This window comes from Nocardia sp. NPDC050697 (genome assembly GCF_040654395.1).
Taxonomy (GTDB): Bacteria; Actinomycetota; Actinomycetes; order Mycobacteriales; family Mycobacteriaceae; genus Nocardia.
On record NZ_JBFAHY010000007.1, the window covers coordinates 51,448 to 75,387 of the forward strand.

At 71.2% G+C, this 23,940-nt stretch carries 23 protein-coding genes; 11 read left to right on the forward strand and 12 right to left on the reverse strand.

All coding sequences use genetic code 11. The annotated features are described in order from the left end of the window. Positions 1-404: 404 nt before the first annotated feature. From dapC to AB0H71_RS23545, 3 genes are all read right to left on the reverse strand, one after another. A complete protein-coding gene (gene dapC / locus AB0H71_RS23535) occupies positions 405-1,526 on the reverse strand; it encodes a succinyldiaminopimelate transaminase (RefSeq protein WP_357024700.1) in 1,122 nt (373 codons plus the stop codon). Then, positions 1,523-1,843, reverse strand: coding sequence for a ferredoxin (gene fdxA / locus AB0H71_RS23540; protein WP_233020317.1), 321 nt, complete (start codon positions 1,841-1,843; stop codon positions 1,523-1,525). Before fdxA ends, dapC begins: the two co-directional genes overlap by 4 nt. Positions 1,844-1,943: 100 nt before the next feature. Then, positions 1,944-4,541: a bifunctional FO biosynthesis protein CofGH gene (locus AB0H71_RS23545; protein WP_357024703.1), complete on the reverse strand. Its 2,598-nt coding sequence runs from the start codon at positions 4,539-4,541 to the stop codon at positions 1,944-1,946. A gap of 291 nt (positions 4,542-4,832) precedes the next feature. Here AB0H71_RS23545 and AB0H71_RS23550 point away from each other — a divergent pair, with 291 nt between their 5' ends. Both AB0H71_RS23550 and AB0H71_RS23555 read left to right on the forward strand, forming a co-directional pair. Continuing rightward, positions 4,833-5,366 carry a PH domain-containing protein gene (locus AB0H71_RS23550; RefSeq protein WP_357025533.1) on the forward strand — a complete coding sequence of 178 codons (534 nt, stop codon included), beginning with the start codon at positions 4,833-4,835 and terminating at the stop codon, positions 5,364-5,366. A 26-nt stretch (positions 5,367-5,392) separates the two neighbouring features. After that, positions 5,393-7,024 (forward strand): PH domain-containing protein, encoded by a 1,632-nt coding sequence (locus tag AB0H71_RS23555; RefSeq protein ID WP_357025536.1) that lies wholly within the window; start codon positions 5,393-5,395, stop codon positions 7,022-7,024. On the opposite strand, the gene AB0H71_RS23560 is transcribed toward AB0H71_RS23555, so the two are convergent. The 5 genes from AB0H71_RS23560 to typA all read right to left on the reverse strand — a co-directional run bounded on the left by AB0H71_RS23560 (position 7,006) and on the right by typA (position 12,379). Further along, positions 7,006-7,371: a hypothetical protein gene (locus AB0H71_RS23560; protein ID WP_357024706.1), complete on the reverse strand. Its 366-nt coding sequence runs from the start codon at positions 7,369-7,371 to the stop codon at positions 7,006-7,008. The genes AB0H71_RS23555 and AB0H71_RS23560 overlap by 19 nt on opposite strands. Then, positions 7,368-7,526: a hypothetical protein gene (locus AB0H71_RS23565; RefSeq protein ID WP_357024709.1), complete on the reverse strand. Its 159-nt coding sequence runs from the start codon at positions 7,524-7,526 to the stop codon at positions 7,368-7,370. Before AB0H71_RS23565 ends, AB0H71_RS23560 begins: the two co-directional genes overlap by 4 nt. Positions 7,527-7,555: 29 nt before the next feature. Beyond that, positions 7,556-8,473 (reverse strand): N-acetyl-1-D-myo-inositol-2-amino-2-deoxy-alpha-D-glucopyranoside deacetylase, encoded by a 918-nt coding sequence (gene mshB / locus AB0H71_RS23570; RefSeq protein ID WP_357025538.1) that lies wholly within the window; start codon positions 8,471-8,473, stop codon positions 7,556-7,558. Continuing rightward, positions 8,473-10,278, reverse strand: coding sequence for an ABC transporter family substrate-binding protein (locus AB0H71_RS23575; protein ID WP_357025541.1), 1,806 nt, complete (start codon positions 10,276-10,278; stop codon positions 8,473-8,475). Before AB0H71_RS23575 ends, mshB begins: the two co-directional genes overlap by 1 nt. Positions 10,279-10,477: 199 nt before the next feature. Continuing rightward, entirely contained in the window at positions 10,478-12,379 is a 1,902-nt protein-coding gene (gene typA, locus AB0H71_RS23580) for a translational GTPase TypA (RefSeq protein WP_357024711.1), read from the reverse strand. A 170-nt stretch (positions 12,380-12,549) separates the two neighbouring features. Here typA and AB0H71_RS23585 point away from each other — a divergent pair, with 170 nt between their 5' ends. Together AB0H71_RS23585 and AB0H71_RS23590 are read left to right on the forward strand one after the other, a co-directional pair. Next, positions 12,550-12,723 carry a hypothetical protein gene (locus AB0H71_RS23585; RefSeq protein WP_357024714.1) on the forward strand — a complete coding sequence of 58 codons (174 nt, stop codon included), beginning with the start codon at positions 12,550-12,552 and terminating at the stop codon, positions 12,721-12,723. A gap of 32 nt (positions 12,724-12,755) precedes the next feature. Beyond that, on the forward strand, positions 12,756-13,046 hold the full coding sequence (locus AB0H71_RS23590; protein ID WP_357024717.1) for a 4a-hydroxytetrahydrobiopterin dehydratase: 291 nt from the start codon (positions 12,756-12,758) through the stop codon (positions 13,044-13,046). On the opposite strand, the gene AB0H71_RS23595 is transcribed toward AB0H71_RS23590, so the two are convergent. Next, positions 12,985-14,208, reverse strand: a complete 1,224-nt coding sequence (locus tag AB0H71_RS23595) for a mannosyltransferase (protein WP_357024720.1) — start codon at positions 14,206-14,208, stop codon at positions 12,985-12,987. The genes AB0H71_RS23590 and AB0H71_RS23595 overlap by 62 nt on opposite strands. Positions 14,209-14,513: 305 nt before the next feature. Here AB0H71_RS23595 and AB0H71_RS23600 point away from each other — a divergent pair, with 305 nt between their 5' ends. Together AB0H71_RS23600 and AB0H71_RS23605 are read left to right on the forward strand one after the other, a co-directional pair. Then, a complete protein-coding gene (locus tag AB0H71_RS23600; RefSeq protein ID WP_357024722.1) occupies positions 14,514-15,299 on the forward strand; it encodes a hypothetical protein in 786 nt (261 codons plus the stop codon). 70 nt (positions 15,300-15,369) lie between these two features. Beyond that, entirely contained in the window at positions 15,370-15,690 is a 321-nt protein-coding gene (locus AB0H71_RS23605; RefSeq protein ID WP_067652867.1) for a hypothetical protein, read from the forward strand. 4 nt (positions 15,691-15,694) lie between these two features. On the opposite strand, the gene AB0H71_RS23610 is transcribed toward AB0H71_RS23605, so the two are convergent. After that, a complete protein-coding gene (locus AB0H71_RS23610) occupies positions 15,695-16,432 on the reverse strand; it encodes a DUF1906 domain-containing protein (RefSeq protein ID WP_357024725.1) in 738 nt (245 codons plus the stop codon). Between the two features lie 168 nt (positions 16,433-16,600). After that, positions 16,601-17,794, reverse strand: a complete 1,194-nt coding sequence (locus tag AB0H71_RS23615) for a hypothetical protein (protein WP_357024728.1) — start codon at positions 17,792-17,794, stop codon at positions 16,601-16,603. 331 nt (positions 17,795-18,125) lie between these two features. Between AB0H71_RS23615 and AB0H71_RS23620 the strand changes: the two genes are divergently transcribed. The 4 genes from AB0H71_RS23620 to AB0H71_RS23635 are packed head-to-tail and all read left to right on the forward strand — an operon-like array spanning position 18,126 to position 21,821. Next, positions 18,126-18,773, forward strand: a complete 648-nt coding sequence (locus AB0H71_RS23620) for an ABC transporter permease (protein WP_357025544.1) — start codon at positions 18,126-18,128, stop codon at positions 18,771-18,773. Further along, positions 18,770-20,077 (forward strand): ABC transporter ATP-binding protein, encoded by a 1,308-nt coding sequence (locus AB0H71_RS23625; protein WP_357024731.1) that lies wholly within the window; start codon positions 18,770-18,772, stop codon positions 20,075-20,077. Before AB0H71_RS23620 ends, AB0H71_RS23625 begins: the two co-directional genes overlap by 4 nt. Further along, positions 20,074-20,835, forward strand: a complete 762-nt coding sequence (locus AB0H71_RS23630; protein WP_357024734.1) for an ABC transporter permease — start codon at positions 20,074-20,076, stop codon at positions 20,833-20,835. Before AB0H71_RS23625 ends, AB0H71_RS23630 begins: the two co-directional genes overlap by 4 nt. Continuing rightward, the gene (locus AB0H71_RS23635; RefSeq protein WP_357024738.1) at positions 20,832-21,821 is read left to right on the forward strand and encodes a glycine betaine ABC transporter substrate-binding protein; all 990 of its coding nucleotides are present in this window, start codon (positions 20,832-20,834) and stop codon (positions 21,819-21,821) included. The genes AB0H71_RS23630 and AB0H71_RS23635 overlap by 4 nt, the downstream gene beginning before the upstream one ends. On the opposite strand, the gene AB0H71_RS23640 is transcribed toward AB0H71_RS23635, so the two are convergent. Beyond that, positions 21,808-23,253 (reverse strand): MFS transporter, encoded by a 1,446-nt coding sequence (locus tag AB0H71_RS23640; protein WP_357024741.1) that lies wholly within the window; start codon positions 23,251-23,253, stop codon positions 21,808-21,810. The two genes, AB0H71_RS23635 and AB0H71_RS23640, sit on opposite strands and share 14 nt — an antisense overlap. 72 nt (positions 23,254-23,325) lie before the next feature. Here AB0H71_RS23640 and AB0H71_RS23645 point away from each other — a divergent pair, with 72 nt between their 5' ends. Further along, positions 23,326-23,832, forward strand: a complete 507-nt coding sequence (locus AB0H71_RS23645) for a MarR family transcriptional regulator (RefSeq protein ID WP_357024744.1) — start codon at positions 23,326-23,328, stop codon at positions 23,830-23,832. The last annotated feature ends 108 nt before the right edge of the window (positions 23,833-23,940 follow it).

Here is a 23,940-nt window from a genome sequence, read left to right on the forward strand (position 1 = left end):
GACGATCCCTTCCGCGTGACCGGCGAAACTCAGCTCTTCGGCAACCCTAGGCACTCCGGTGGACTCCGGCAGGCTGATATCACAACGGATGGCAGCTTCTTCTGTCGTGCTATCGAACTGGGTACACGTGACGCGCGTTGGGTCAGCCTCCCGGGGACTCGGTAGGAAACGATTAGCCAGCGCTGTGATTTCGCGTTCCAAGCATCCGCCCGACGGGGGTGTCGTCCTCATGCGTCCGACGCTATACCGAGGGTCCGACAGCAGCAGGCTTGGGGCGCCTATGAGCTTCAATCTCAAATCCCTACCTTGTTGGGAGGCTGGCGGTTCGGGAGTCGAGCTCTGGTCAAGAGACCATCGTTAGCTGGCCAACGAGACCACGCACTGGCCCAGACGGTCGGATTAGTTCAATGTGACCTGACGGACAGACGCGCTGCGGCGGCAGCGATGCGCTCATCGGTGGCGGTGAGCGCCACACGAAAGTGCCGAGTTCCCGACGGTCCGTAAAAATCGCCAGGTGCAGCGAGAATCCCGAGTTCTGCCAACGCGTTCAGTGTCGCGCGACAGTTTTCGCCACGAGTGGCCCAAAGGTAGAGACCAGCCTCCGAGTTATCGATCAGGTAGCCAGCGTCTTCTAGCGCTTTTCGCAGTGCTTCGCGTCGAGTTCGGTAGCGGTCGCGTTGGCGGGACTCGTGCGCGTCGTCGCCCAAGGCGGCGGTCATGGCGGCTTGGATGGGGAAGGGGACGATCATGCCGGAGTGTTTGCGGACCTCCAGCAGTTCAGCCACCAGCTCGGGATCGCCAGCGACGAAGCCGGCGCGGTAGCTGGCCAGGTTCGAGGTCTTCGAGAGCGAGTGCACCACGAGCAGGCCGGTGTGGTCGCCGTCGCAGACCTCCGGGTCAAGCAACGAAAGCGCTCGGCCTTCCCAGGTGAGGCCCAGGTAGCACTCGTCGGAGGCGATGATGGCACCGCGTTCGCGGGCGAAGGAGACGACCTTGCGGAGATGGTCGACGCCGAGGACCTTGCCGGTGGGGTTCGACGGGGAGTTGATGAAGATCAGCGCCGGATTCCGCGGCCCGATCTGGGTCAGAGAGTCAGCGCGAAGGACCTCGCAGCCAGCCAAAAGCCCGCCGACCTCATAGGTCGGGTACGCGATCTCGGGAATGACCATCAGATCACCGGCACCGAGACCAAGCAGCCGAGGCAACCCAGCGATGAGCTCCTTGGTGCCGATCACAGGCAGAACAGCAGCCGGGGACAACCCGGTAATGCCATACCGACGTTTCAACGCCTCCACAGCAGCAGCCCGCAACTCAGGCGTCCCGTGGGTAGTCGGATACCCAGGAACCTCGGAAACCGAAGCCAGCGCGTCCCGGATGAGCGGGTCCACCGGATCCACCGGCGTCCCGACGGACAGATCGACAATGCCGTCAGGATGGGCGGCAGCACGAGCCTTGACCTCGGCGATGGTGTCCCAGGGAAAATCGGGAAGCAAACTGCTCACCCGGGTACGCGCGGGCACGGTCATTCGCCCATCGGCGGCAGTGCCTTGATGAACGCCGGATCGGACTCGACAACCCCGACCTTGGTCGCCCCACCCGGCGACCCCAGCTCGTCGAAGAAGTCCACATTGGCATTGATGTACCCGGACCACTGATCCGGAGTGTCGTCCTCGTAGAAGATCGCCTCCACCGGGCACACCGGCTCGCAAGCACCACAGTCGACGCATTCGTCGGGATGGATGTACAGCATCCGGCCGCCCTCGTAGATGCAATCCACGGGGCATTCCTCGATGCAGGCCTTGTCCTTCACATCGACGCACGGTTCCGCGATGATGTACGTCACTGCCGCTCTCCTCATCATGCTCACTGGGGAAATCTCGCCCGCATCAGTATCCCGGCTGCCTCAACGCTACTCGTGGTGAGCCTGCCCTAACTCGTGCCGCTCAACCCACTGTGAGCGGGAGCACGGCGGGGCGGTGCGGGGGGATTCCGTAGACGGTCGTGCGTTCGCGGACCGGGCGGCCGATGCCCTCGCCGATCTCGCGGAGCTCGGCGACGGTCTTCGCCGAGCCGTGCTGGGAGCCGGCCATGCGGGAGATGGTCTCCTCCATGAGGGTGCCGCCTAGGTCGTTGGCGCCGCCGTTCAACATGACGCGGGTACCCGCGGTTCCCAACTTCACCCAGCTGGTCTGAATGTTGTCGATGCGGCCGTGCAGCATGATGCGCGAGAGGGCGTGGGCTGCGCGGTTGTCGCGCTGGGTGGGGCCGGGGCGGGCGGCGCCCGCTAGATACAACGGCGCGCTCTGGTGGACGAAGGGCAGGAGGACGAATTCGGTGAAGCCGCCGGTTTCGTCTTGGATTCCGCGGAGGACGCGGAGGTGGCCCACCCAGTGCTTGGGGTTGTCGACGTGGCCGTACATCATGGTCGAGCTGGAGCGGAGGCCGACCTGGTGGGCGGTGGTGATGACCTCGATCCAGGCGGACGCCGGGAGCTTGCCCTTGGTGAGGACCCAGCGGACCTCGTCGTCGAGGATTTCGGCGGCGGTGCCGGGGATGGTGTCGAGGCCCGCTTCCTTCAACGCGACCAGCCAGTCGCGGATGCTCTGGCCGCCGCGGGAGGCGCCGTTCACGATCTCCATGGGGCTGAAGGCGTGGACGTGCATCTCCGGGACCCGCTTCTTGACCGCGCGGACCAGGTCGGCGTAGCCGGTGACGGGGAGCTCCGGGTCGATGCCGCCCTGCATGCAGACCTCGGTGGCGCCGTCGACCCACGCCTCCCAGGCGCGGTCGGCGACCTCCTCGGCGCTCAGGGTGAAGGCGTCGGCGTCGCCCTTGCGCTGGGCGAAGGCGCAGAAGCGGCAGCCGGTGTAGCAGATGTTGGTGAAGTTGATGTTCCGGTTGACGACGTAGGTGACGTCGTCGCCGTTGGTGTCGCGGCGCAGCTGGTCGGCGAGGGCGGTGACGGCTTCCAGGTCGGGGCCCTCGGCGGTGGCGAGGGCGAGGTACTGGTCGTCGGTCAGACCGGCGGGGTCGGCTTCGGCGGCGCGCAGGGCGGCCAGGACGTCGGTGTCGAGGCGTTCCGGCGCTACGGCCAGGCCCGCGGCGTGCTCGCGGATGGTGTCCCAGTCGCCGAAGGCGCCGACCAGCTCCTGGCCGAGGCCGGAGTCGCTGCGGGACTCGGTGTTGCGGCCCTCGGTGTCGATGGCGGTGTTCAGGTCGGTGCGGCCGGTGGAGTCCCAGGCTTCGTCCGGCTCCTGCCAAGGGCGGCCCACCGGGAGAACGTCGGGGTTCGCGAGGCCGGTCGCGGGGTCGGTGAGGGCGGCTACGTGGACGGCGATGCGGGGGTCGGTCCACGGGTGGCCTGCGCGGACGTACTTCGGGTGCGCGGAGGTGCGTTCAACCAGTTCGAAGCCGGATTCCGCGGTGATGTCGCGGAGGGTGTCGAGGTTGGGCCAGGGGCGCTCGGGGTTGACGTGGTCGGGGGTGACCGGGGAGACGCCGCCCCAGTCGTCGATTCCGGCATCCAGCAGGTCGTGGCACTCCTGGGCGGAGACGAGGTTGGGCGGGGCCTGGACGTGCACATCCGGGCCGAGGAGTAGGCGGGTGACGGCGATGGTGGCGCGGAATTCCTCCAGGCCGGCGTCGGGGGTGTCGCGCATGGCGGTGTCCGGCTTGGCGCGGAAGTTCTGCACGATCACCTCCTGGATGTGGCCGAACTCCTTGTGCTGCTTGCGGATCGCCATGATCGACTCCGCGCGCTCGGGGATGGTCTCGCCGATGCCGATCAGGATGCCGGTGGTGAACGGGACCGAGAGGCGGCCGGCGTCGGTGAGGACGCGCAGGCGGACGGCGGGGTCCTTGTCGGGGCTGCCGTAGTGGGGCTGGCCCTTCTCGGTGAAGAGGCGGGTGCTGGTGGTCTCCAGCATCATGCCCATGGATTGCGCTACCGGCTTGAGGCGGGAGATCTCGGCCCAGCTCATGACGCCGGGGTTCAGGTGCGGGAGGAGTCCGGTCTCCTCCAGGACCAGGATGGAGACGGCGCGCAGGTAATCCAGGGTGGAGTCGTAGCCGCGTTCGTCGAGCCACTGGGCGGCCTCGGGCCAGCGGGCCTCGGGGCGGTCGCCGAGGGTGAAGAGGGCTTCCTTGCAGCCGAGTTCGGCGCCGCGCCGCGCGATCTCCAGGACCTCGTCGGGCTCCAGGAACATGCCTTTGCCCTCGGCGCGCAGCTTGCCGGGCACGGTGACGAAGGTGCAGTAGTGGCATTTGTCCCGGCACAGGTGGGTGAGCGGGATGAAGACATTGCGGGAGTAGCTGATGGTGCGCGGGCGGCCCGCGGACTCGAGGCCGGCGTCGCGGACGCGGGCGGCGCTGGTGGTGAGGTCAACCAGGTCGTCGCCGCGGGCGTGCAGGAGGACCGCGGCCTCGTCCACGTTCAGGGTCACCCCGTCGCGGGCCCGGCGCAGGGCCCGGCGCATCGCCGACGGCGCGGGCGGGGCGGGCGGGACACCGGGGTTCGGAAGGTCGGTCACGTCCTCGATCATGCGCTACCCATCCGTCGCTGTCTCCTCCGTGTCGATCGGCACGAGAGTGCTTCCGGGTGGCAACCGTGGGCACCGGGGCCGGTATTCCCGTGCCACCATGGGGCCATGACGCCGAACCTGCCCGGCCCGGCCGGGGACGGGCCGGGGGCGCACTCGTCGCCCGCCGGGGATCCGCTCGTCCCGCCCGTGGGGCGTGAGGGTGCGGCCGGGTCCGCTGAGAGCCATCGTGCCGGCGTCGCCGAAGGCCGAGGTGGTGCGAGCGGTCGCGCCGAGGACCAGGGCGTGCCCGGGCTGTCGGGCGGTCGAGGGGTGGACGGCGGCAGGCGCGCGCGCGGGACCGGGACGATTCTGGCCGAGCCCGCCTGGCGGCCGGACCCGCGGGCGCGGCTGCTGTGGGGCACCGAACTGGTACTGAGCTGGCTGCTGCCGATCATCGGGTTCGCGGTGTGGGTCTTCCTGGACGACGGGCGGCGCGGGTGGCAGGCCGTCGTCGGGACGGTGCTGGCGATCGCGGTCGTGGCGACGGTGGCGGTAATCCCGGTGTGGCGGTACGCGGTGCATCGGTGGGAGATCACCGAGGAGGCCGTGTACACGCGGGTGGGGTGGCTGACGCAGGAGAGCCGGGTGGCGCCGATCTCGCGGGTGCAGACGGTGGAGATCGAGCGCGGGCCGCTGGACCGGACGTTCGGGCTGGCCACCGTGACGGTGACGACGGCGTCCTCGGCGGGGGCAGTGCCGATCACCGGGCTGGACCTGCCGGTCGCGGAGGACGCTGTGGCGCGGCTCACACAGATCGCGGCGCTGCATCGGGGGGACGCCACGTGAATCCGTGGCTGCGGCTGGACAAGCGGATGCTGCTGGTGCATCCGGTGAACGAGGTGGTCAAGTACGTTCCGGTGCTCATCGGGACGGTCATTCTCGGGGCGAGCAGCGGGAATCACGCGTGGAGCCTGATTCCGACCGCGATCGTGGTCGGGCTCGCGCTGACGCGGTGGTTCACCACCACGTACCGGGTCGGGCCGACGCATGTGGAGCTGCGGACGGGGCTGGTGCAGCGGCGGAGCCTCTCGGTGCCGCGGTCGCGCATCCGGTCGGTGGATATCGAGGCGGACCTGCTGCATCGGGCGCTGGGGTTGGCGGTGCTCGCCATCGGGACCGGGCAGCAGGCGGAGGCCGGGGAGCGGTTCAGGCTGGACTCGCTGGACGCTCGGCTGGTGCCGGGATTGCGGGCCGAACTGCTGGCGAGTCCGGTGGAGCCGGAGAAGACGGTCGAGGAGCCCTCGGGGCGGGAGATCGGGCACTGGCGGGCGGGGTGGGTGCGGTACGCGCCGCTCTCGCTGACCGGGTTCGCGATCGTGGTGCCGGTGGTGGGGTTCGGGTTCCAGTACGGGTTCGGGCAGCGGGTGTTCCGGACGGCGGCGCACGGCGTGACCGGCGGGAATCCGATACTCGGGATCACGGGGGTGGTGCTGCTGGTGATGCTCGTCGTCAGCGCGGCGGCGTGCGGGCAGTACCTGGCGACCTACTACGGGCTGCGGGTGCTCGACGACGGGCGGACGCTGCACCTGCGGCACGGGTTCTTCACGACCAGGCAGATCACGCTGGATCTGGCGCGGTTCCGCGGGGCGACGGTGAAGGAGCCGCTGCTGCTGCGGGCGGCTGGCGGGGCGCAGCTGGAGGCGATCATGACCGGGGAGAATCCGCGGCAGCGGATTCTGCCGCAGGCGCCGGGGGTGCGGGTGCATCACACGCTGGCGCATTTGCTGACGCCGGCGAAGCGGAGGGTCGGGGCGCATGCGCCCGTTCTGGTTTCGGGGGAGCCGGAAGATTTCGCCGACGCGGACGATTCGTCGGCGCGGCAGGGCGTAAGCCGGGCCGCCGCGCAACTCGGGCCGGAACAAGCGGTGGCGAGCGCGAACCGGGACGGGACGGCACCGGTCGATTTCGGCGTGAGCGCGACGTCACCTGCCGACGACACCGCGGCGGCTCGGGCACCGGGATCGGTGGAGCTCACTCAGCACGGCCCGGCGGCGCGATATCGCCGGTATACCCACGCGGTGAACCCGGCCGCGGCCACCGCCCTGATCCCGCTCGGGGCGAGCATCGCCGGGGTCGACTTCTCCCCCTGGTGGTGGCTGGTCCCGGTCGTGCTCACGGTCGCGGCGATCGCCCTGGCCGAGGACCGCTACCGCGGCCTCGGCCACGCGGTCCTCCCCGCGACCCCGCTCGCCCCGACCTGGCTGGTCACCCGCTCCGGCTCGCTCGACCGCGAGCGCGACTGCCTCGCCGCCCCCGGCATCCTCGGCTGGACCATCCGGCAGACGTTCTTCCAGCGCCGCGCGGGGCTGGCCACGCTGGTCGCCGCCTCGGCGGCGGGCAAGAAGCGCTACCTGGTGCTTGATGTGCCGATCGCCCGTGCGCACGAGATCATCGAGCAGGTCACGCCGGGCCTCGCCGGAACCCGTCAGGTGCGGGCGACGTAGATCATCGGCGGGACCAGCCCGCAGAAGAGCAGCAGCAGGGTCTGCCAGTTGCTGCCGAGCAGCACGTCACCGCCGGGCCCGCTGGTCGCGCAGATCAGGAACCCGAGCGTCCACACCAGCAGCGGCAGCAGCCGCAGGCTCGCTCGCGTGCTCACCGTGCCCGCCGCGTACACCAGCCCGACATTCACCGCCCCCGCGACCAGCGCGGAGATCGGGAAGGCCACCGATCCCAGATAGGTGGGCAGGTACAGGACCTCGAGCACCAGCGTCAGCAGCGCGTCGACGGCGAGCACCACCAGGATGATCGGAGCGAGGGCGTTGAAGAGGGGCCGGGTCTCCGCGGTCACGGAACCGGCGGGTACCCGAGCAGCTCGAGCAGGTGGCTCTGCATGTCGGCGAAGGCGTAGAGCGCCGACATGTACATCTCGTGCTGATGCGCGGCGTTCGGCCGCAGCGTGTCGACGAACGCGATGATGGCGTTCTGGAGGTCCCAGTTGTACATAGCCGAAGTCTATGCCCCGGTGGCGCGGGTCACGCCGGGCCCGTCGCCGGTTCGGCGGAATCCGGGAACCCGGCAAGTCCGGCGAACAGGTCGTCCTCGCGACCGTCCGGGCCGGCCGGGCCGAGTTCGCCCCGGACCAGCACGAAGTGCTCCTCCGGCAGCACCGGCTGGGCGACGCCGTTGGAGAGCGCGAACTCCCGGCCCGACGGCGCCACCGTGACCTGGGTGGCGTGCGCGCGCAGCGCGGCGCGCTTGGTGGCCAGCTCCTCGGCGACGTCGATTGCGGTGGTGACGGTGCTGCCGGGCACGCCGGGCAGCTCGTCCTCGGCGGGCAGCCGCCAGCCGCGCGGCAGCTTGCCGGGCAGGCCGTCGACGGTGCGCCTGGCCAGCGCGGTGGTGTGCTGGCGGAGCAGGTCGGCGTCGGTGACGGTCCAGTAGAACTTGGGCACGTCCCAGCCCTGTTCGGCGGCGGCGGCCACCGCGGCGGTGGTGATCTCGTGCGCGCGGATGTGGTCGGGGTGGCCGTAACCGCCGTGCGGGTCGTAGCTGACGACCACGCGCGGCCTGCGCTCCAGCAGCTCGGCGGTGAGCGCGTCCACCGCGGGTTGGCCGGAGTGGATGAAGGCGCGCGGATTCGAGGCGGACGGGGTGCCGACCATGCCGGAATCCCGCCAGCACCCGGCGCCGCCGAGGAAGACCGGCGGGCCCGCGTCCAACGCGGCGAGCGCGCGGGTGAGCTCCAGGATGCGGTACCCGCCGAGCTGGTCGGCGTGCTCGGCGGTGAGCTGGGCCCAGCGCTCGCCGATCACCTCGCCCTCCTCGCCGAGCGTGCAGGTGACCACCGCGACCGGGATGCCGCGCCTGCGGTAGTGCGCGATGGTGCCGCCGGTGGTGATGGTCTCGTCGTCGGGGTGCGCGTGCACCAGCAGCAGCCCGCCGGTGGCGATCACGGGAGCCGCCGCCACATGGCCGCGTCGCCGAAGATGCCGACCTGGATGGCGCCGCTCAGCGAGGCGCCGTCCACCCGCGGGCCCGCGGCGGCGACCACGTTGTCCTGCATGATCGGCAGCACGGTGTTGAGCGCCCACAGCTTGGGCTCGGCGTCGGCGAGCACCGCGCCGACATCGATGCCGCGCAGGGCGGCGTCGATGGCCGGTTGCAGGGTGGGGTCGCAGACGCCGGAGAGGTTGCTCGGGGCCTGCCTGGCGGCCTCGACGTCGGCGGGCTCGTCCTCGCCGTCGCCGAGCTGCGGGCGCGGCGGCGGGCAGCCGTAGCGGGAGGCGAGCACGGTCGCCGGGTCGGAGCCGGCGACCTCCCAGCCCACGATGACGTCGACGGTGCCGTTCACCAGCTCCCTGCCGTACAGCTCGTCGGCGGGGAGGCTGCGCACGGTGGCGTCGATGCCGGCGCTGCGCAGCTGGTCGGCGGCGGTATTGGCGACCGCGAGGGTGCTGGAGTCCTGCTGCACCGCGCCGATGCGAACGGTGAGCGCCTTGCCGTTCTTGCCGACGGTCCGCGGCTGCGGGGCGGGCGAGGTGACCGAGGTGTTCGGCGGCGGCTCGGGGGCCCGGCCGAACCCGGCCTCGGCCAGCATGGCGAAGGCCTGCTCGGTGCTGGGCCGGGGCGGGGCGGTGGGCGCGTAGCCGGGGTCGGAGGGCGCCAGGATCTGCGCCTTCGCCGGTTCGAACCAGTCGCCGGTCTGCGCGCCGACGGTGGCGAGCAGCGTCGGGTCGAGCAGCGCGAGCACGGCGGCGCGCACCCGGGGATCGCCGAGATCGCCGGAGCGGCCGTTCAGCACCATCTGCATGACCCGGGACTGCGGCATGATGCCGGTCCGCACCGAGGGGATGGCGGCGAGCTGCGCGCGGGTCGCGACGCCGCCGTGCACCAGCGCCATCTGGGTGTCGTTGGTGCGCAGCGACCCGGCCAGCTGGGCGGGGGTGCCGCCGCGGCGCAGCAGGATCTGGTCCGGCACCGCGGGGGTGCCCCAGTAGCGGTCGTTGCGCTCCAGCAGGATCTCCTCGCGGCCGGTGTCGGCCGAGCGGATGCCGAAGGGCCCGCCGGAGACCCTGACCCCGTTGACCTCGCCGTTCATCCCGCGCGCGAAGCCGCCGGGGGCGTCCTTGAGCAGGTGCGAGGGGAGCAGGTTGGCGAAGAGCTCGCGCCAGGCCGGGTAGGGCTGGGTGAGCGTGACGGTCACGGTCTTGCCGCCCGCGGAGGACTCCACGTCGTCGATCAGCCGGTAGCCGGCCGGGTCGGTGACGCCGGGCTGGGAGATCATCTCCTGCCACAGGTAGCGGAAGTCCTCGGCGGCGATCGGGGCGCCGTCCGACCAGCTGGCCTCGTTGCGCAGCTTGTAGGTGATGGTGAAGGGCTCCTGCGCGGAGATGTCCGCCGCGGTGACCAGCGCGGAGTCCGGCACCCAGTCGGTGGCGCCGGGCGCGGCCAGGCTCGGGATCGGACGGAACGGGCTGGGCAGCACCATGGAGGCGATGGCCGAGGTGGCCTGCGACTGGTCGGCCCGCAGGTGCGGGTTGAAGGCGCTGCCGATGCTGTCCAGCGCCACCACGACGGTGGTGGCGGCCGGTTTCACCGGGGTGGTCTGCGGGCTGTTGGTGCTCTCGATCGGCGGCGGCGGGTTCGCCGCGCAGCCGCCGAGCAGCACCACGAGGGCAGCCAGGGCGAGCGCGGTGCGCGCCGCTCCCCGGTGCCGGATCCGCGCACGACGGCGTGCGCGCTTGCTCCCACCCATCACCACGCCCCGGACTCTACTGGGCTCCCCGCGACCGGGCGCGGCGCGGGACGGCACCCCGCCCGGGGCCACGGCAGGCACGGCCCCTCGTGGGCACGGGGGCGACGGCCGGTGCGCAGGAGAGGGCGGCCGCTCCAGCGCGGGCACAACCCCGTGGACGGCGGCCGCGCTACCTGTCCGCGCGGCCACCGCAAACCCGCTACTGCGCGGCAGCGCGATCCCGAGCCTTGCGCCGGGAGAGCTCGCGACCGCGCTCGGTGGCGCCCAGAATCACCTTGCGCACCCGGACCACCTCGGGGGTGACCTCGACGCACTCGTCGGCCGCGCAGAACTCCATCGCCGCCTCCAGATCCAGCTGCAGCGGCTTGGCCAGCGTCTCCATCACATCCGCGGTGGAGCTGCGCATATTGGTCAGCTTCTTCTCACGGGTGACATTGATGTCGAGGTCCTCGGCGCGCGGGTTGATCCCGACCACCATGCCCTCGTACGTGTCCGCACCCGGCTCGACGAAGAACTGCCCGCGGTCGCCGAGCTGGATCATGGCGAACGGGGTGACGCTGCCCGCGCGGTCGGAGACCAGCGAGCCGGTGTGCCGCGCCCGGATCTCCCCCGCCCACGGCGCGTAGCCGTGCGCGACGGCATTGGCGATGCCGGTGCCGCGGGTCTCGGTGAGGAAGTCGGTGCGGAAGCCGATCAGGCCGCGCGAGGGGACGATGAACTCCATCCGCACCCAGCCCGCGGAGTGGTTGGTCATCTGCACCATCTTGCCCTTGCGGGCGGCGAGCAGCTGGGTGATCGCGCCGAGGTACTCCTCCGGCGCGTCGATGGTGAGCTCCTCGAAGGGCTCGTGCACCTTGCCGTCGACATTCCTGGTGACCACCTGCGGCTTGCCGACGGTGAGCTCGAAGCCCTCGCGGCGCATCTGCTCGACCAGGATGGCCAGCGCCAGCTCACCGCGGCCCTGCACCTCCCAGGCGTCCGGGCGGCCGATGTCGAGCACCCGCAGCGAGACATTGCCGACCAGCTCCTGGTCCAGCCGCGACTTCACCATGCGGGCGGTGAGCTTGTGCCCCTGCACCCGGCCGACCAGCGGCGAGGTGTTGGTGCCGATGGTCACCGAGATGGCGGGCTCGTCCACGGTGATCCGGGGGAGCGCCACCGGGTTCTCCGGGTCGGCGAGGGTATCGCCGATCATGATGTCCGGGATGCCGGCGATGGCGACGATATCGCCGGCCACCGCCACCTCACCGGGGGTGCGCTCGACGCCGATGGTCTGTAGCAGCTCGGTGATGCGCACCTGCTTGACCCCGTCGGCGTGCATCCACGCCACGGTCGAGCCCTTGCGCAGCTCGCCGCTGTAGATGCGGACCAGCGCGAGGCGGCCGAGGAAGGCGGAGGCGTCGAGGTTGGTGACGTGCGCCTGCAGCGGGCCGGTCGGGTCGCCCTTGGGCGCCGGGATGTTCTCCAGCAGGACGTCGAAGAGCGCGTCCAGATTCTCGGCGGAGGGCGCGTTGCCGTTCTCCGGGCGCTCCTTCGATGCCTTGCCCTCGCGGCCGGAGGCGTAGAGCACCGGCAGGTCGAGCGCCAGCTCGGCGGCCTCGGCGGCGGCGTCGTCCAGGTCGGAGGCGAGGTCGAGGAGCAGGTCGTGGCTCTCCTCGACGACCTCCTCGATCCTGGCGTCGGGGCGGTCGGTCTTGTTGACCACCAGGATCACCGGCAGCGAGGCGGCCAGCGCCTTGCGCAGCACGAACCTGGTCTGCGGCAGCGGCCCCTCGGAGGCATCCACCAGCAGCACGACGCCGTCGACCATGGAGAGGCCGCGCTCGACCTCACCGCCGAAGTCGGCGTGGCCGGGGGTGTCGATGACATTGATGACGGTGACGGAGCCATCCGGGTGGTGGCGATGCACCGCGGTGTTCTTGGCGAGAATGGTGATGCCCTTCTCGCGCTCGAGATCACCGGAGTCCATCACCCGATCGACCGGCTCGGCGCGCTCGGCGAACGCTCCCGACTGCCGGAGCATGGCGTCGACCAGGGTCGTCTTGCCGTGGTCGACGTGGGCCACGATGGCGACGTTGCGAAAATCGCGTGCAGACGACACGCCTGGATCCTCCTGCTGTTGGTGTGCGGTGCCGGCCGCCGCGAAAATAAGGGCGAGGACAGAACTCGCCGGGCACACGGCCGGGTCACACACTACCGGCAGGTCGCCGCGGGCTCACGGTCGCGTGCGGGGTGTTCTCCCCCACGCAAAGTTAGGCTAAGCTAACCAACGTGGGCATCAAGGCGGAGAAGGTTTCCACGCTGAAACCGAAGAAGAAGTGCTGTCGGAAGAAGACGCGCTGCGTGAAATGCCCCGTGGTCGTCATGCGGATGAAGAAGCTGGAGGCCGCCGGCGTCTCGGGCAAGGACCTGAAGAAGGGGCTGAAGGCCGCGCGCGCCGCCTAGCTTCTCCCCCGCGCAGCGGGTACCCAGGGTTCATGGCACTGCTTTCCGAATCCGAGATCACCGCGGCACTCTCCGAGCTGGACGGCTGGGACCGCGCGGGGAACGCGATCACCCGCGCCGTCGAGGCCGAGTCCTTCCTCGCCGGCATCGAGCTGGTGCGCCGGGTGGCCGAGGCCGCCGAGCGCGCGGACCACCACCCCGACATCGACATCCGGTGGCGCACCGTCACCTATACCCTCTCCACGCACTCCGCGGGCGGGCTCACGGCACAGGACGTGGCGCTGGCTCGGGAGATCGATCGGCTGGCTCGGTCCGCCGGCTGAGCCGCCCCGAGCGGATCACCCACAGGTAGGTCGCCACGGCGCCGAGCACATCGACCGCGCCGAGCCAGGAGAGCACGGCCGGGCGCGGGATGGTCCAGATGGAGTCCTGGAAGAAGGAGAGGATCCAGGGCACCCCGATCAGGGTGGTCACCAGCCAGTAGCCGGCCAGGAGCCGTGCCCCGGCCGCCCGCCGCAGCGGGCCGTAGAGCAGCCAGAGCACCGTCGGCACCAGCCACACCCAGTGGTGCGACCACGAGATCGGCGAGACCAGCAGCCCGAAGATCTGCACCACGATCAGCGTGCCGAGCAGGTCGTCGGCGTCCAGCGCGCGCCAGGCCAGGAATGCGAGCACCGCCGCGACCAGCACCGCCGCGATCCACACCGGCCCGCTCTGCACGTCGTGCCCGAGCAGCCGGCTGAGCATGCCGCGCAGCGACTGGTTCCACACCGACCCCACCGGGCCGATCCGGTCCGCGTCGCCGAGCAGCGTGCCGAAGTAGCGGCGCGCCTCCGCCGGGGCCACCAGCATGCTGAGCCCGACCGTCGCGCCGAACACCACCGCCGAGAAGATCGCGGCGAGCCACCGCCTGCGCGCCACGAAGTACAGGCCGGTGATGGCCGGGGTCAGCTTGATCCCGGCGATCAGCCCGACCAGCCCGCCGGAGACCCACCACCGAGTGCTGCGCACCGCGAGCATGGCGCCGAGCACGAGGAAGACGTTCACCTGCCCGTAGTCGATGGTGGTGCGCACCGGCTCGGTCCACATCCCGATCGCCGTCCACCAGATCGCCGCGGTGCGCCACCCCGGCTCGGCCGCCGCCTCCCGGCCGAGCAGCAGTTCGAAGCTGATCCGGATGACGCCGTAGAGCCCGGCCACGATGGCAAGCAGCCAGCCCACCGCGACCAGCGTGAACGGCAGGTAGTGCAGCGGAAGGAACACCAGGGCCGCGAACGGCGGGTAGGTGAAGGGCAGCGGGAAGTCGGGGGTCTTCTCCGCGTAGGTGAAGTCGTAGAGGGTGCCGTTCAGCAGCGCGGCCGAGCCGTCCACGTAGACGTGCAGGTCGACGACGTTCATCCCGTTCGGGACGAAGAGCAGCCAGGAGAGGCGGGCGAGCACGGAGAGCCCGAGCACCGCGACGGCCCAGCGCAGGTGTCGATTCACATCGCGAGCTTTCGATATAGCCGCGGCGGGATCCGGCGCGACGGCGGGAAGGGCTGCTTCACCTTAGCGGGGACGAATTCGGCGCGGCGTGCCCGTCCCGCTTCCGACGGGCTGTAACATCAGTCACACTGTCAACTCCGGTAACAGACGCTCGAGTGTCCCATCCAGCACTGGCACAGCTCGACGCGCGCATCGGGGCGGTGGCGCTGTACACACGGCGACGTTGTCCCTAAAGTGACCCCGACACGATGGCGTTCTCGCCTTCGCGTCCCCCGATGTACCCGAAGGTAAGGACGGCTAGCCCAGTGCTTCGCACCCGATCGCGGATCGCCCTTTCCGCGCTCGCCCTCACGGCGAGCGCCACTCTGGCCGTGCCCGCAACCTCGGTGGCCGCCCCGGCTCCGGCGGCGACCGCGGCCGGTTACAGCGTGCCGATGGTTCCCGAGGGTGTCCCGGTGGACGCGCTCGCCGCCCTCGCCCCGGCCATCGCCGGCGCCATCGCGGGCCCGGCCGATATCGCCGCCGGACCGCAGGCCGCCATCCTGGACCAGGCGAAGGCGCTGCTCGCGAGCCTGAACCTGCCGCCGCAGATCCGCTCGACGCTGGAGCGGATCATCACGTTCCTGGACGGCAGCGGCGGCGGCGGCCCGGAGATCCCGAACGACGGCCCGGTCATCGCGCAGTTCCTCTACCCGTCGATCGGCAAGGGCTGCATCAGCGCCTCGGCCGACTCCATCGGCACCGCGCTCGCGGTCCCCGGCCCGGCCCAGCTGCCGCCGCCCGGCCCGGCCAGCGGCCAGACCGGCTTCGTCTTCACCGCGCTCGGCACCAAGTCGCCGACCCCGGTGCAGAACCCGCCGTTCACCGTGCAGTGGCTGAACCTGGACACCAGGCAGTCCGGGGTGCAGGTGCTCACCGACGAGGCGAAGATCAACCCGGGTGGGCCTGCCACGCTCTCGGCCATCGTCGACACCGGCCGCGGCCGGGTCGCCGCCGTGGTCTCCGGTTCGCTGACCACCCAGGCCGACGAGGCATCGGAGCCGCGCACCTGCTCATTCCTGCCGACGCTCGGATTCTTCACCGTCGCCTGATATTTCCCGCCATCGCCGCGCCCCGCGAGCCACGCTCGCGGGGCGTTGTGATGTGTGATAGACCACAGACATGGTGAGCACCAAACGGTCGATCCGGAGCAGGCGGTCGCTGCTGTCCATTCGCTCCGAGGGGTCGATTCTGTCGATCGGCTCGGCCTACTCCATCCTGTCCGTCGGGAGCGTGGGGTCGGTGCTCTCGGTCGGCTCGGTGGGGTCGTTCGGCTCGCTGCTCTCGTCCGGGTCGTTCCTCAGCCTCGGCTCGGCGCTCTCCGGGCTCTCCCGCTGGTCCCTGCTGTCCTGGCGCGGGGTGCACGCCGAGCCGGAGCGCAGGCCGGTGCTGCGCGTCGTCCCCGACGCGGAGCCGGATCCGGTGCGGCACAGCCAGACCTAGGCCCTCACCACTGCCCGTACTGCGGGCGCAGGATGTGGTTGCGGTCGATGCCGACGCCGTCGATGGCGCGCTTGTCGATCTCGAACTGGTGCAGGTGCGCGGCGGGGTGCACGAACCCCTTGGGCGTGCCCCAGTCGTGCTGCCAGAACCAGGTGGCGAGCCCGGCGACCCGGGCCAGCTCGATGGTCGGGGCATTGGCGTAGATGCCGGTATTGCTCTTGCCCACCACACCGTTCCAGCCGAGCAGGTAGGGCGCGATCAGGGTGGCGAACTCGACCGGGGTCGGGTTGTCGTCGATGGCGGCGTAGAGGGGCCGATCCTCCGGGCCGCCCGCCGCGCGGTGCAGCTCCAGCCCGCGCTCGGCGTGCTTCCGCCCGGCCGCGAGGCCGCCGCGCCAGTCGGCCGTCGGCCCCTTGCCGAACTGGTAGCAGGAGACGATCTCCAGCCCGGCGTCCCGCAACTCCGCCACCTCCCCGGCGAGCAGCGGCTTCCCGGCCATCCACTCCGCGCCGGGCCTGCGGTCGGAGACGTACCGGATGACGCCCGCGTGCCCGGCCTCGGCAATGGCCGCGGCCGAGGGGACACCGCCGGAGTAGTCGATCAGGGTGCCGAGCGGAGCGGCCGAGGCGCCTGGCGCGCGCACCCCGAGGGCGGCGACGGCGGCACCGGCGGCGGCCAGCCCGAAGAGGCCGCGGCGGGAGAGCGGGAGGCGGGCAGCGGGAAACGCCGGGGACGAGCACATGGAAGGACTCCTTCGTGACCCCCCGTGCACCCTGTCGAACGCGGTGGAGCAGCGTGCCCGGCGCACCTTCCCCAAGTCACACGCGCCGGGAGCCTCGAACGTGGACTCATTCCACCACAAACCCCATCCGAACCGCCAGACTCACCCACAACACCGGTCACACCGGGTTCAGACGGCCTTCCCGATCCGCGCGCCCACGTCGATCACCCGGCCGGTGCCGGAGGTGAGCTCCTTGCGGATCACCGCCGCGACCTGCGCCACCACCTGCTTGCGGATCTTGGCGAGCGCGCCGAGCGTCGCCGCCCGCACCCCCTCGGCGGCGAGCTCCAGCCGGATCTCGGCCGGGTCCGGCGGCTCGACATCGATCACCAGCAGCAGCGGGTCGGCGGCCCGGGCGGCCAGCACCAGCGGCACCTCCAGCTCGGCGCGGTACCGGTTGGCCTTGAGCACGTCGACGGTGATGTCCAGCGCCACCGGAAGCGTGATGTCGTAGACGACCGGCTCGATGTGGCCGGGCGCGGGCTCGCGCGGGCGCAGCGTCGGCAGCCGGACGGCGCCGCGCACCGTCACCGTGGCCCGGCGGCCGGGGCCGGTGCGCAGCGGCCCGATCTCGATGGGCCGGCCCGCCAGCCGCTCTGTCAGCACCGCGTTCACCCGCTCCGGGGTGACGAGCAGCGGGAAGAAGCGCCTGCCGAATTCGGCGTAATCGATCCATTCGAAGACCCACTCCGCCTCGGCCCTCCGCCGGTGCGGCGATTCCACGCCGGCGACGATGGCCTCGATGTCGAAGACCCGGCGGCGGCGGGTCTGCGGGTCGGCGAGCATGGGGTTCACCCGGTTGGCGACCTCGCGCTGCACCACGCCCGCGATGGGGTCGAGCAGCATCTCGCTGACCGCGTCGCCCGCCTGGGTGCGCAGCACCACGCTGACGTCGTCGGGGCGGATCGCGGGGATGTCGATGACCACGAGCAGCGGGCTCGCGGTGCGCGCGTGCAGCGCCACCTCCACCCTGACCACGGCCTCCAGCCGCAGCTTGCGCCCGCCGAGCAGCGCCTTGAGCGCCAGCGAGACCGGAACCGTCACGGTGTAGTGCACGTGCGGGCCGTGCCGGACGATCCGCGGCTCCCCCACCTTGCCCTCGGCCACGAACCCGGCCAGTCCGGCGGGGCCCAGCGAGAACGGCCCGAAGGTGATCTTGCGCCCGGTGACCCCGGCGACCGCGGCGGCCACCCGCTCCTCGGTGACGGCGTGCGCCACGAAGCGCTCGCCGAACTCGGCGTACTCCAGCCACCCCTGCTCGCCTGCGGGCTCCCGCTCCGCGCGCAGGGCCGGGGCGGACGGTGTCTCGTCGGTCGGTCGCATCTCGTCTTCCGAAAGAACCTCGAGCTGGGCAGCGGACACCGAATACGCTACGCGACCGGAGAGGAACCCTGTCCTGCCGATGAGGGGGAGGCAGGACAGGGCCCGAAGGCGACGCTGCCGGGCGCCGCGCTTCCATCGTAATGCCCACGGCCCGCTCCGCCACCCGCGCATCGGCCACACAGCTTGAGCGGCAAGAGTTTTCCGCACCGTGACCGAAACCCTCGGCACGCTCCCGACCTCGGGCGCGCCACTCCGCAGCGGCGGAATCACCCGCTTCGCGGCTCCGGACGGGTTAGTCTGCACTCCGATCACCGGGCCGTGGGAGGTAATCCTGGACACCTTGTGGACCTTCGTGGTGAACCGGCGCGCGCAGCTGCTCACCGATTCCTATCTGCATGTCTCGGCGGTGGTGCAGTCGGTGTTCCTGGCCACCCTGATTGCGGTGCTGATCGGGATCCTGGTCTATCGCAGCCCGTTCGGCTCCTCGGTGGCGACCGCGCTGGCCAGCGCCGTCCTCACCATTCCCTCCTTCGCGCTGCTCGGGCTGCTGATCCCGATCTTCGGGCTCGGCGTGGTGCCGACCGTGATCGCGCTGGTGCTCTACGCGCTGCTGCCGATCCTGCGCAACACCATCGTCGGGCTGGCCTCGGTGGATCCCGCGGTGACCGACGCGGCACGCGGCGTCGGGATGAACTCGCTGCGGGTGCTCACCCGGATCGAGCTGCCATTGGCCTGGCCCGCCATTCTCGCGGGCATGCGGGTCAGCACCCAGATGATCATGGGAATTCTCGCCATCGCGGCGTACGCCAAGGGCCCCGGGCTCGGCAACCTGATCTTCTCCGGGCTGGCCAGGCTGGGCAGCCCGACCGCCGTGCCGATGGCGCTGACCGGCACCGTGCTGATCGTGATCCTGGCCCTGCTGCTCGACGGGATCCTCGTCCTCGTCGGACGACTCACCATCTCGAGGGGAACGACGTGACCGACACCGACCTGCACAAGTCCGCGGGCACCGACGCGGTCTCCGGCGTCGAGATCGTGCTCGACTCGGTGACCAAGCGGTACCCCGGCACCGAGAAGCCCGCCGTCGACAATGTCTCGATGACGCTGCCGCCCGGTGAGATCGTGGTCTTGGTCGGCCCCTCCGGCTGCGGCAAGACCACGACCATGCGGATGATCAACCGGCTGATCGAGCCCACCTCGGGGAAGATCACCATCGGCGGCGAGGACGCGCTGAGCATCAACGGCGACCAGCTGCGCCGCAAGATCGGCTACGCCATCCAGCAGTCCGGGCTCTTCCCGCACCTCACCGTCGCCAAGAACATCGCGACCGTGCCGGGGCTGCTCGGCTGGGACCGGAAGCGGATCGCGGCCCGGGTCGAGGAGATGCTGGACCTGGTCGGGCTGGATGCCGCGACCTTCCGCGACCGCTACCCGCGCCAGCTCTCCGGCGGCCAGCAGCAGCGCGTCGGGGTGGCGCGGGCGCTCGCCGCCGACCCGCCGGTGCTGCTCATGGACGAGCCGTTCGGCGCGGTGGACCCGATCACCCGCGGCTTCCTGCAGGACGAGCTGCTCCGGCTGCAGTCCGAGCTGCACAAGACCATCGTCTTCGTCACCCACGATTTCGCCGAGGCGGTCAAGCTGGGCGATCGGATCGCGGTGCTCGGCAATCAGTCCCGCATCCTGCAGTACGACACCCCCGAGGCCATCCTGGCCGCGCCCGCGGACGACACCGTGGCCGGTTTCGTCGGCGCGGGCGCCGGGCTGCGGCAGCTCACGCTCACCCGGGTGGCCGATATCGAGCTGCACCCGACGCCCGCGGCGCTGGAGAGCGACGACATCGCCACCCTGCGCGCCGAACTCGCGCGCAGCGGGGACCCGGCGGCGCTCGTGCTCGACGACCGCCGCAGGCCGCTGCGCTGGGTCACCGCCGACCAGCTGGACCGGGCCGCCTCGCTCGCCTCGGTGGGCACTCCGGTGGCCGACTGGGTCGCGCGCCGCTCGACGCTGCAGGACGCGCTGGAGGCGCTGCTCGCCGAGCCGACCGCGACCGCCATCGTCACCGGCGACCGGAACGAGTACCTCGGCACCATCGCCGTCGACACCCTGGTCTCACACCTCGCCACGGTCCGGCACGCCGCCGAATCGCCCGAGCACGAGGCGGCAAAGGTCCCCGCGGGCAACGCCCACGGCGACTCCGCCGAGGCCGGCGAGCCGACGGCGGGCGACGCGAAGGCCGATGGCGGCACCGGCACGCGGGCCGACGGCACCCCGGAGCCATCGTGAGCACGGCGACCACCACCGGCGCCGAGCGCAGGGCCGAGCGGCTGCGGCTGCTCGCCCAGCCGCTGCTGGTCGCGCTCCTCGTCGCCGGGGTGCTGATCTGGGCCTTCGGCCAGGATCTCACCGCGACCCAGCAGGCGAGCGTCAATGCCGCCAATGTCGCCACCGTGACCTGGCAGCACATCCTGATCACCGTGACCGTGGTGCTGATCGTGGTCGCGCTGGCGGTGCCGATCGGCACCCTGGTCACCCGCCCCGGCTGGCGCAGGCTGGCGCCGATTTTCGTCGGCATCGCCAATATCGGCGCCGCGGCCCCCGCGATCGGCCTGATCGTGCTGTTCTACCTGGTCACCACCACCACCGGGTTCTGGATCGGGGTGGCGCCGATCGCCTTCTACTCGCTGCTCCCGGTGCTGCGGAACACCATCCTCGGCTACCAGCAGGTCGATCCGGCGGTGGTGGACGCGGGCCGCGGGCAGGGCATGTCGCAGTGGACGGTGCTGCGGCGCATCGAGTTCCCGCTCGCCATTCCGTACATCCTCGCCGGGCTGCGCACCTCGCTGGTGCTCGCGGTCGGCACCGCCACGCTCTCCTTCCTGGTCAGCGCGGGCGGGCTCGGCATTCTCATCGATACCGGCTACAAGCTGCGCGACGATGTCACCCTGGTGCTCGGCGCGGTGCTCGCGGTCGCGCTGGCGCTGCTGGTGGACTGGCTCGGCGCGCTGGCCGAGCAGTACCTGGGGCCCAAGGGCCTGCGATGACGGCGGGCTGCTGTAGGCGGCGGGGAGCGACGGCACTGCTTGTCGCGGCGGTACTGGCGCTGACCGGGTGCGGGCTGGAGTCCGGCGGCGCGGTGCCGCTGAGCGTCGGCCCCGGCAGCATCCAGCCGGTGCCGGAGCTGGAGGGGGTGGCGGTGACCGTCGGCTCCAAGGACTTCACCGAGCAGCTCATCCTCGGCTACATCATCGAGTACGCGCTCACCGCGGCCGGGATGGAGGTCCGCGACCTCACCAATATCCAGGGCTCGAACAGCCTGCGCGATTCCCAGCTGAACGAGCAGATCGATATCGCCTTCGACTACACCGGCACCGGCTGGATCAATTACCTCGGCAACGAGAAGCCGATCCCGGACGCGCAGGGCCAGTTCGAGGCGGTGCGCGACGCCGATCTCGCCGCCAACGGCATGCGCTGGGCCGCCATGGCCCCGGTGAACAACACCTATGCGCTGGTCACCAGCGCGGCCTACGCGGACCGAACCGGGGTGCGCAGCCTCTCGGACTACGCGAAGCTGCTGAACTCCGACCCCGGCGCCGCCGTGACCTGCGTCGGCACCGAGTTCAATGTCCGGCAGGACGGCTACCCCGGCATGGCCCGCGCCTACGGCATCGACAACGGCAGCGCGCCCAAGCAGATCGTGCAGGACGCGGTGGTGTTCAACGCGGTCGCCGACGGCGGCTCCTGCCGGTTCGGCTCGGTGGCCGCCACCGATGGCCGGATCCCGGCGCTGGACCTGCTGCTGCTCACCGACGACCGCGCCTTCTTCCCGCAGTACAACGCCGCGCTGGTGCTGACCGAGGCCTACGCCACCGCGCACCCGGCGGTGATCAGCGTGCTGGAGCCGATCACGAAGCTGCTCACCAACGAGTCGGTGACCGAGCTGAACCGGCTGGTCGACGTGGACGGCAGGGAGCCGGCCGAGGTGGCGCGGGACTGGATGGTCGAGCAGGGCTTCGTCACGAAGGGGTAGCGGCGTCCGCCGCGCGCTTCATCGGGATGCAGGCGGTGATGAGCACCGCCACCGCGGCCGCGGCGACCGAGATGTAGAAGGTCAGCAGGAAGCCGTCGCGCGAGGGCAGCTGGTGGCCGCCGAGCTCGGTCGTCAGGTGCGCGAGCACCACGCTCATCACCGCCGCCGAGGTGGAGGTGCCGATGGCGCGCATGAGCGCGTTCAGGCCGTTGGCCGCGCCGGTCTCGCTGATCGGCACCGCGCCCATGATGAGCGCGGGCATGGCCGCGTAGGCCAGCCCGACCCCGCCGGCCACGATGCTGGCGGCCAGCACGATCTGCCAGACCGCGCCCATCCAGACCGCCGCGCTCAGGTAGCCGAGCCCGACCACCGTCGCGCCGAGCCCCAGCGTCAGCTTGGGGCTGCGCGCCGCCGAGATCCGCGCCGAGACCGGCGAGAGCAGCAGCATCATCAGCCCGCCCGGCGCCAGCGCCAGCCCGGCCGCGACCATGGAGAGGCCGAAGCCGTAGCCGGTGGCCTCCGGCGCCATGAGCAGCTGCGGGAAGGTCAGCGACATGCCGTAGAGCGCGAAGCCGACCGCGATCGAGGCCAGGTTGGTGAGCAGCACCCGGGGCCGCGCGGAGACCCGCAGATCCACCAGCGGGGCCGTGCGGCGCAGCTCGTACCAGCCGAAGACCAGCCCGGCGACGAGCGCCAGCGCGAGCAACCCGAGCGTGCTTCCGCTGCTCCAGCCCCAGTCGGTGCCCTTGGTGATGGCGACGAGCAGCGCGACCAGCGTGACGGTGAGCCCGAGCGCGCCGAGGAAGTCGAAGGGCGCCGGCGTGCGCACCGCGGACTCCGGCACCAGCAGGAAGACCAGCACCGCGCAGAGCGCGCCGAGCCCGGCGGAGGTCCAGAAGAGCACGTGCCAGTCCGCGTTCTGCGCGATCACCGCCGCGAGCGGCAGCCCGACCGCGCCGCCGACGCCGAGCGTCGCGCTCATCACCGCGATGGCCGAGCCCACCCGCTGCGGCGGCAGCTCGTCGCGCATGATGCTGATGCCGAGCGGAATCGCGCCGCTGGCCGCGCCCTGCAGCGCCCGGCCCACGATCTCCGGCGCCAGCGAGGAGGAGAGCGCGCACACCAGCGACCCGGCCACCAGCAGCAGCAACGACAGCAGCAGGATCCGGCGCTTGCCGAACATGTCGCCGAGCCTGCCGCTGATCGGCATCATCACCGCGCCGGCCAGCAGCGTGGCGGTGATGACCCAGGAGGCATTGGTGGCCGAGGTGCCGAGCAGCCCGGGCAGCAGCGGGACGATCGGAATCACCAGGGTCTGCATGAGCGAGACCACGACACCGACCATGCTCAGCGTGGCGATCAGGACGGCGGGCGGCGGCAGGCGCCGCTCGGCGCTCAGGGACCCGGTCTCGGGTTCGGCGGTGATACTCACGTATGTACGGTACATACGATGTGCATCGTGCACAATTTGGCGCTCCCCCGGTCGCCGGGACATAGTGGTCGAATGTCCGATTCCGGTTCCGGCGAGTACGACGCGGTCGAGCGGCTCTCGTTCGAGCTGACCCTGCTCTCCCGGCACTACACCGGCGCCACGCCCCGGCGCGCCGGGCACCAGCTCGAGCGCTCGGCGTTCCTCATCCTGACCCGGCTGGAGCTGGAGCACGCGCTCAGCCTGCGCGAGCTCGCCGAGGCGTTCCGGCTCGACATCTCCACGCTGAACCGCCAGGTCGCGGCGATGTCGAAACAGCAGCTCGTGGTGCGGGTGCCGGATCCGGAGGGCGGGGTGGCGCGCAAGGTGCGGGCCAGCGCCAAGGGGCTGGAGCTGCTCGCCGCCGACCGCGCGCTCGCGCACGAGGGGCTGCGCACCGTGGTCTCCGAGTGGTCCGAGGCGGACCTGGCCCAGCTCGGCGCGCTGATCTCCCGCTTCAACCGGGATATCGAGCAGCGCGAGGAGAATCCGTGGCCGCGCCCCGGTGCCGAATCGATCGCCGAACCGGGGCCGCGACCGTAAATTCTCCGCCGCCCGGCGAAAACTCCGCGCTCACTTCGGATCCGCCGCGGACAGCACCGTTTCGGATCGCGTGAGCGAGGCATTCCCGTTTCCGACACATCGGGTTCG

What these genes read in the sequence shown, in the direction of transcription:
- dapC (WP_357024700.1), bottom strand. Translation starts at nt 1,526, where the DNA reads ATGACCGTGCCCGCGCGTACCCGGGTGAGCAGTTTGCTTCCCGATTTT.
- AB0H71_RS23555 (WP_357025536.1), top strand. Translation starts at nt 5,393, where the DNA reads ATGCTGCTGGTGCATCCGGTGAACGAGGTGGTCAAGTACGTTCCGGTG.
- AB0H71_RS23635 (WP_357024738.1), top strand. Translation starts at nt 20,832, where the DNA reads ATGACGGCGGGCTGCTGTAGGCGGCGGGGAGCGACGGCACTGCTTGTC.
- AB0H71_RS23610 (WP_357024725.1), bottom strand. Translation starts at nt 16,432, where the DNA reads ATGTGCTCGTCCCCGGCGTTTCCCGCTGCCCGCCTCCCGCTCTCCCGC.
- AB0H71_RS23565 (WP_357024709.1), bottom strand. Translation starts at nt 7,526, where the DNA reads ATGTACAACTGGGACCTCCAGAACGCCATCATCGCGTTCGTCGACACG.
- AB0H71_RS23575 (WP_357025541.1), bottom strand. Translation starts at nt 10,278, where the DNA reads ATGGGTGGGAGCAAGCGCGCACGCCGTCGTGCGCGGATCCGGCACCGG.
- AB0H71_RS23590 (WP_357024717.1), top strand. Translation starts at nt 12,756, where the DNA reads ATGGCACTGCTTTCCGAATCCGAGATCACCGCGGCACTCTCCGAGCTG.
- AB0H71_RS23645 (WP_357024744.1), top strand. Translation starts at nt 23,326, where the DNA reads ATGTCCGATTCCGGTTCCGGCGAGTACGACGCGGTCGAGCGGCTCTCG.
- AB0H71_RS23605 (WP_067652867.1), top strand. Translation starts at nt 15,370, where the DNA reads ATGGTGAGCACCAAACGGTCGATCCGGAGCAGGCGGTCGCTGCTGTCC.
- AB0H71_RS23545 (WP_357024703.1), bottom strand. Translation starts at nt 4,541, where the DNA reads ATGATCGAGGACGTGACCGACCTTCCGAACCCCGGTGTCCCGCCCGCC.
- AB0H71_RS23615 (WP_357024728.1), bottom strand. Translation starts at nt 17,794, where the DNA reads ATGCGACCGACCGACGAGACACCGTCCGCCCCGGCCCTGCGCGCGGAG.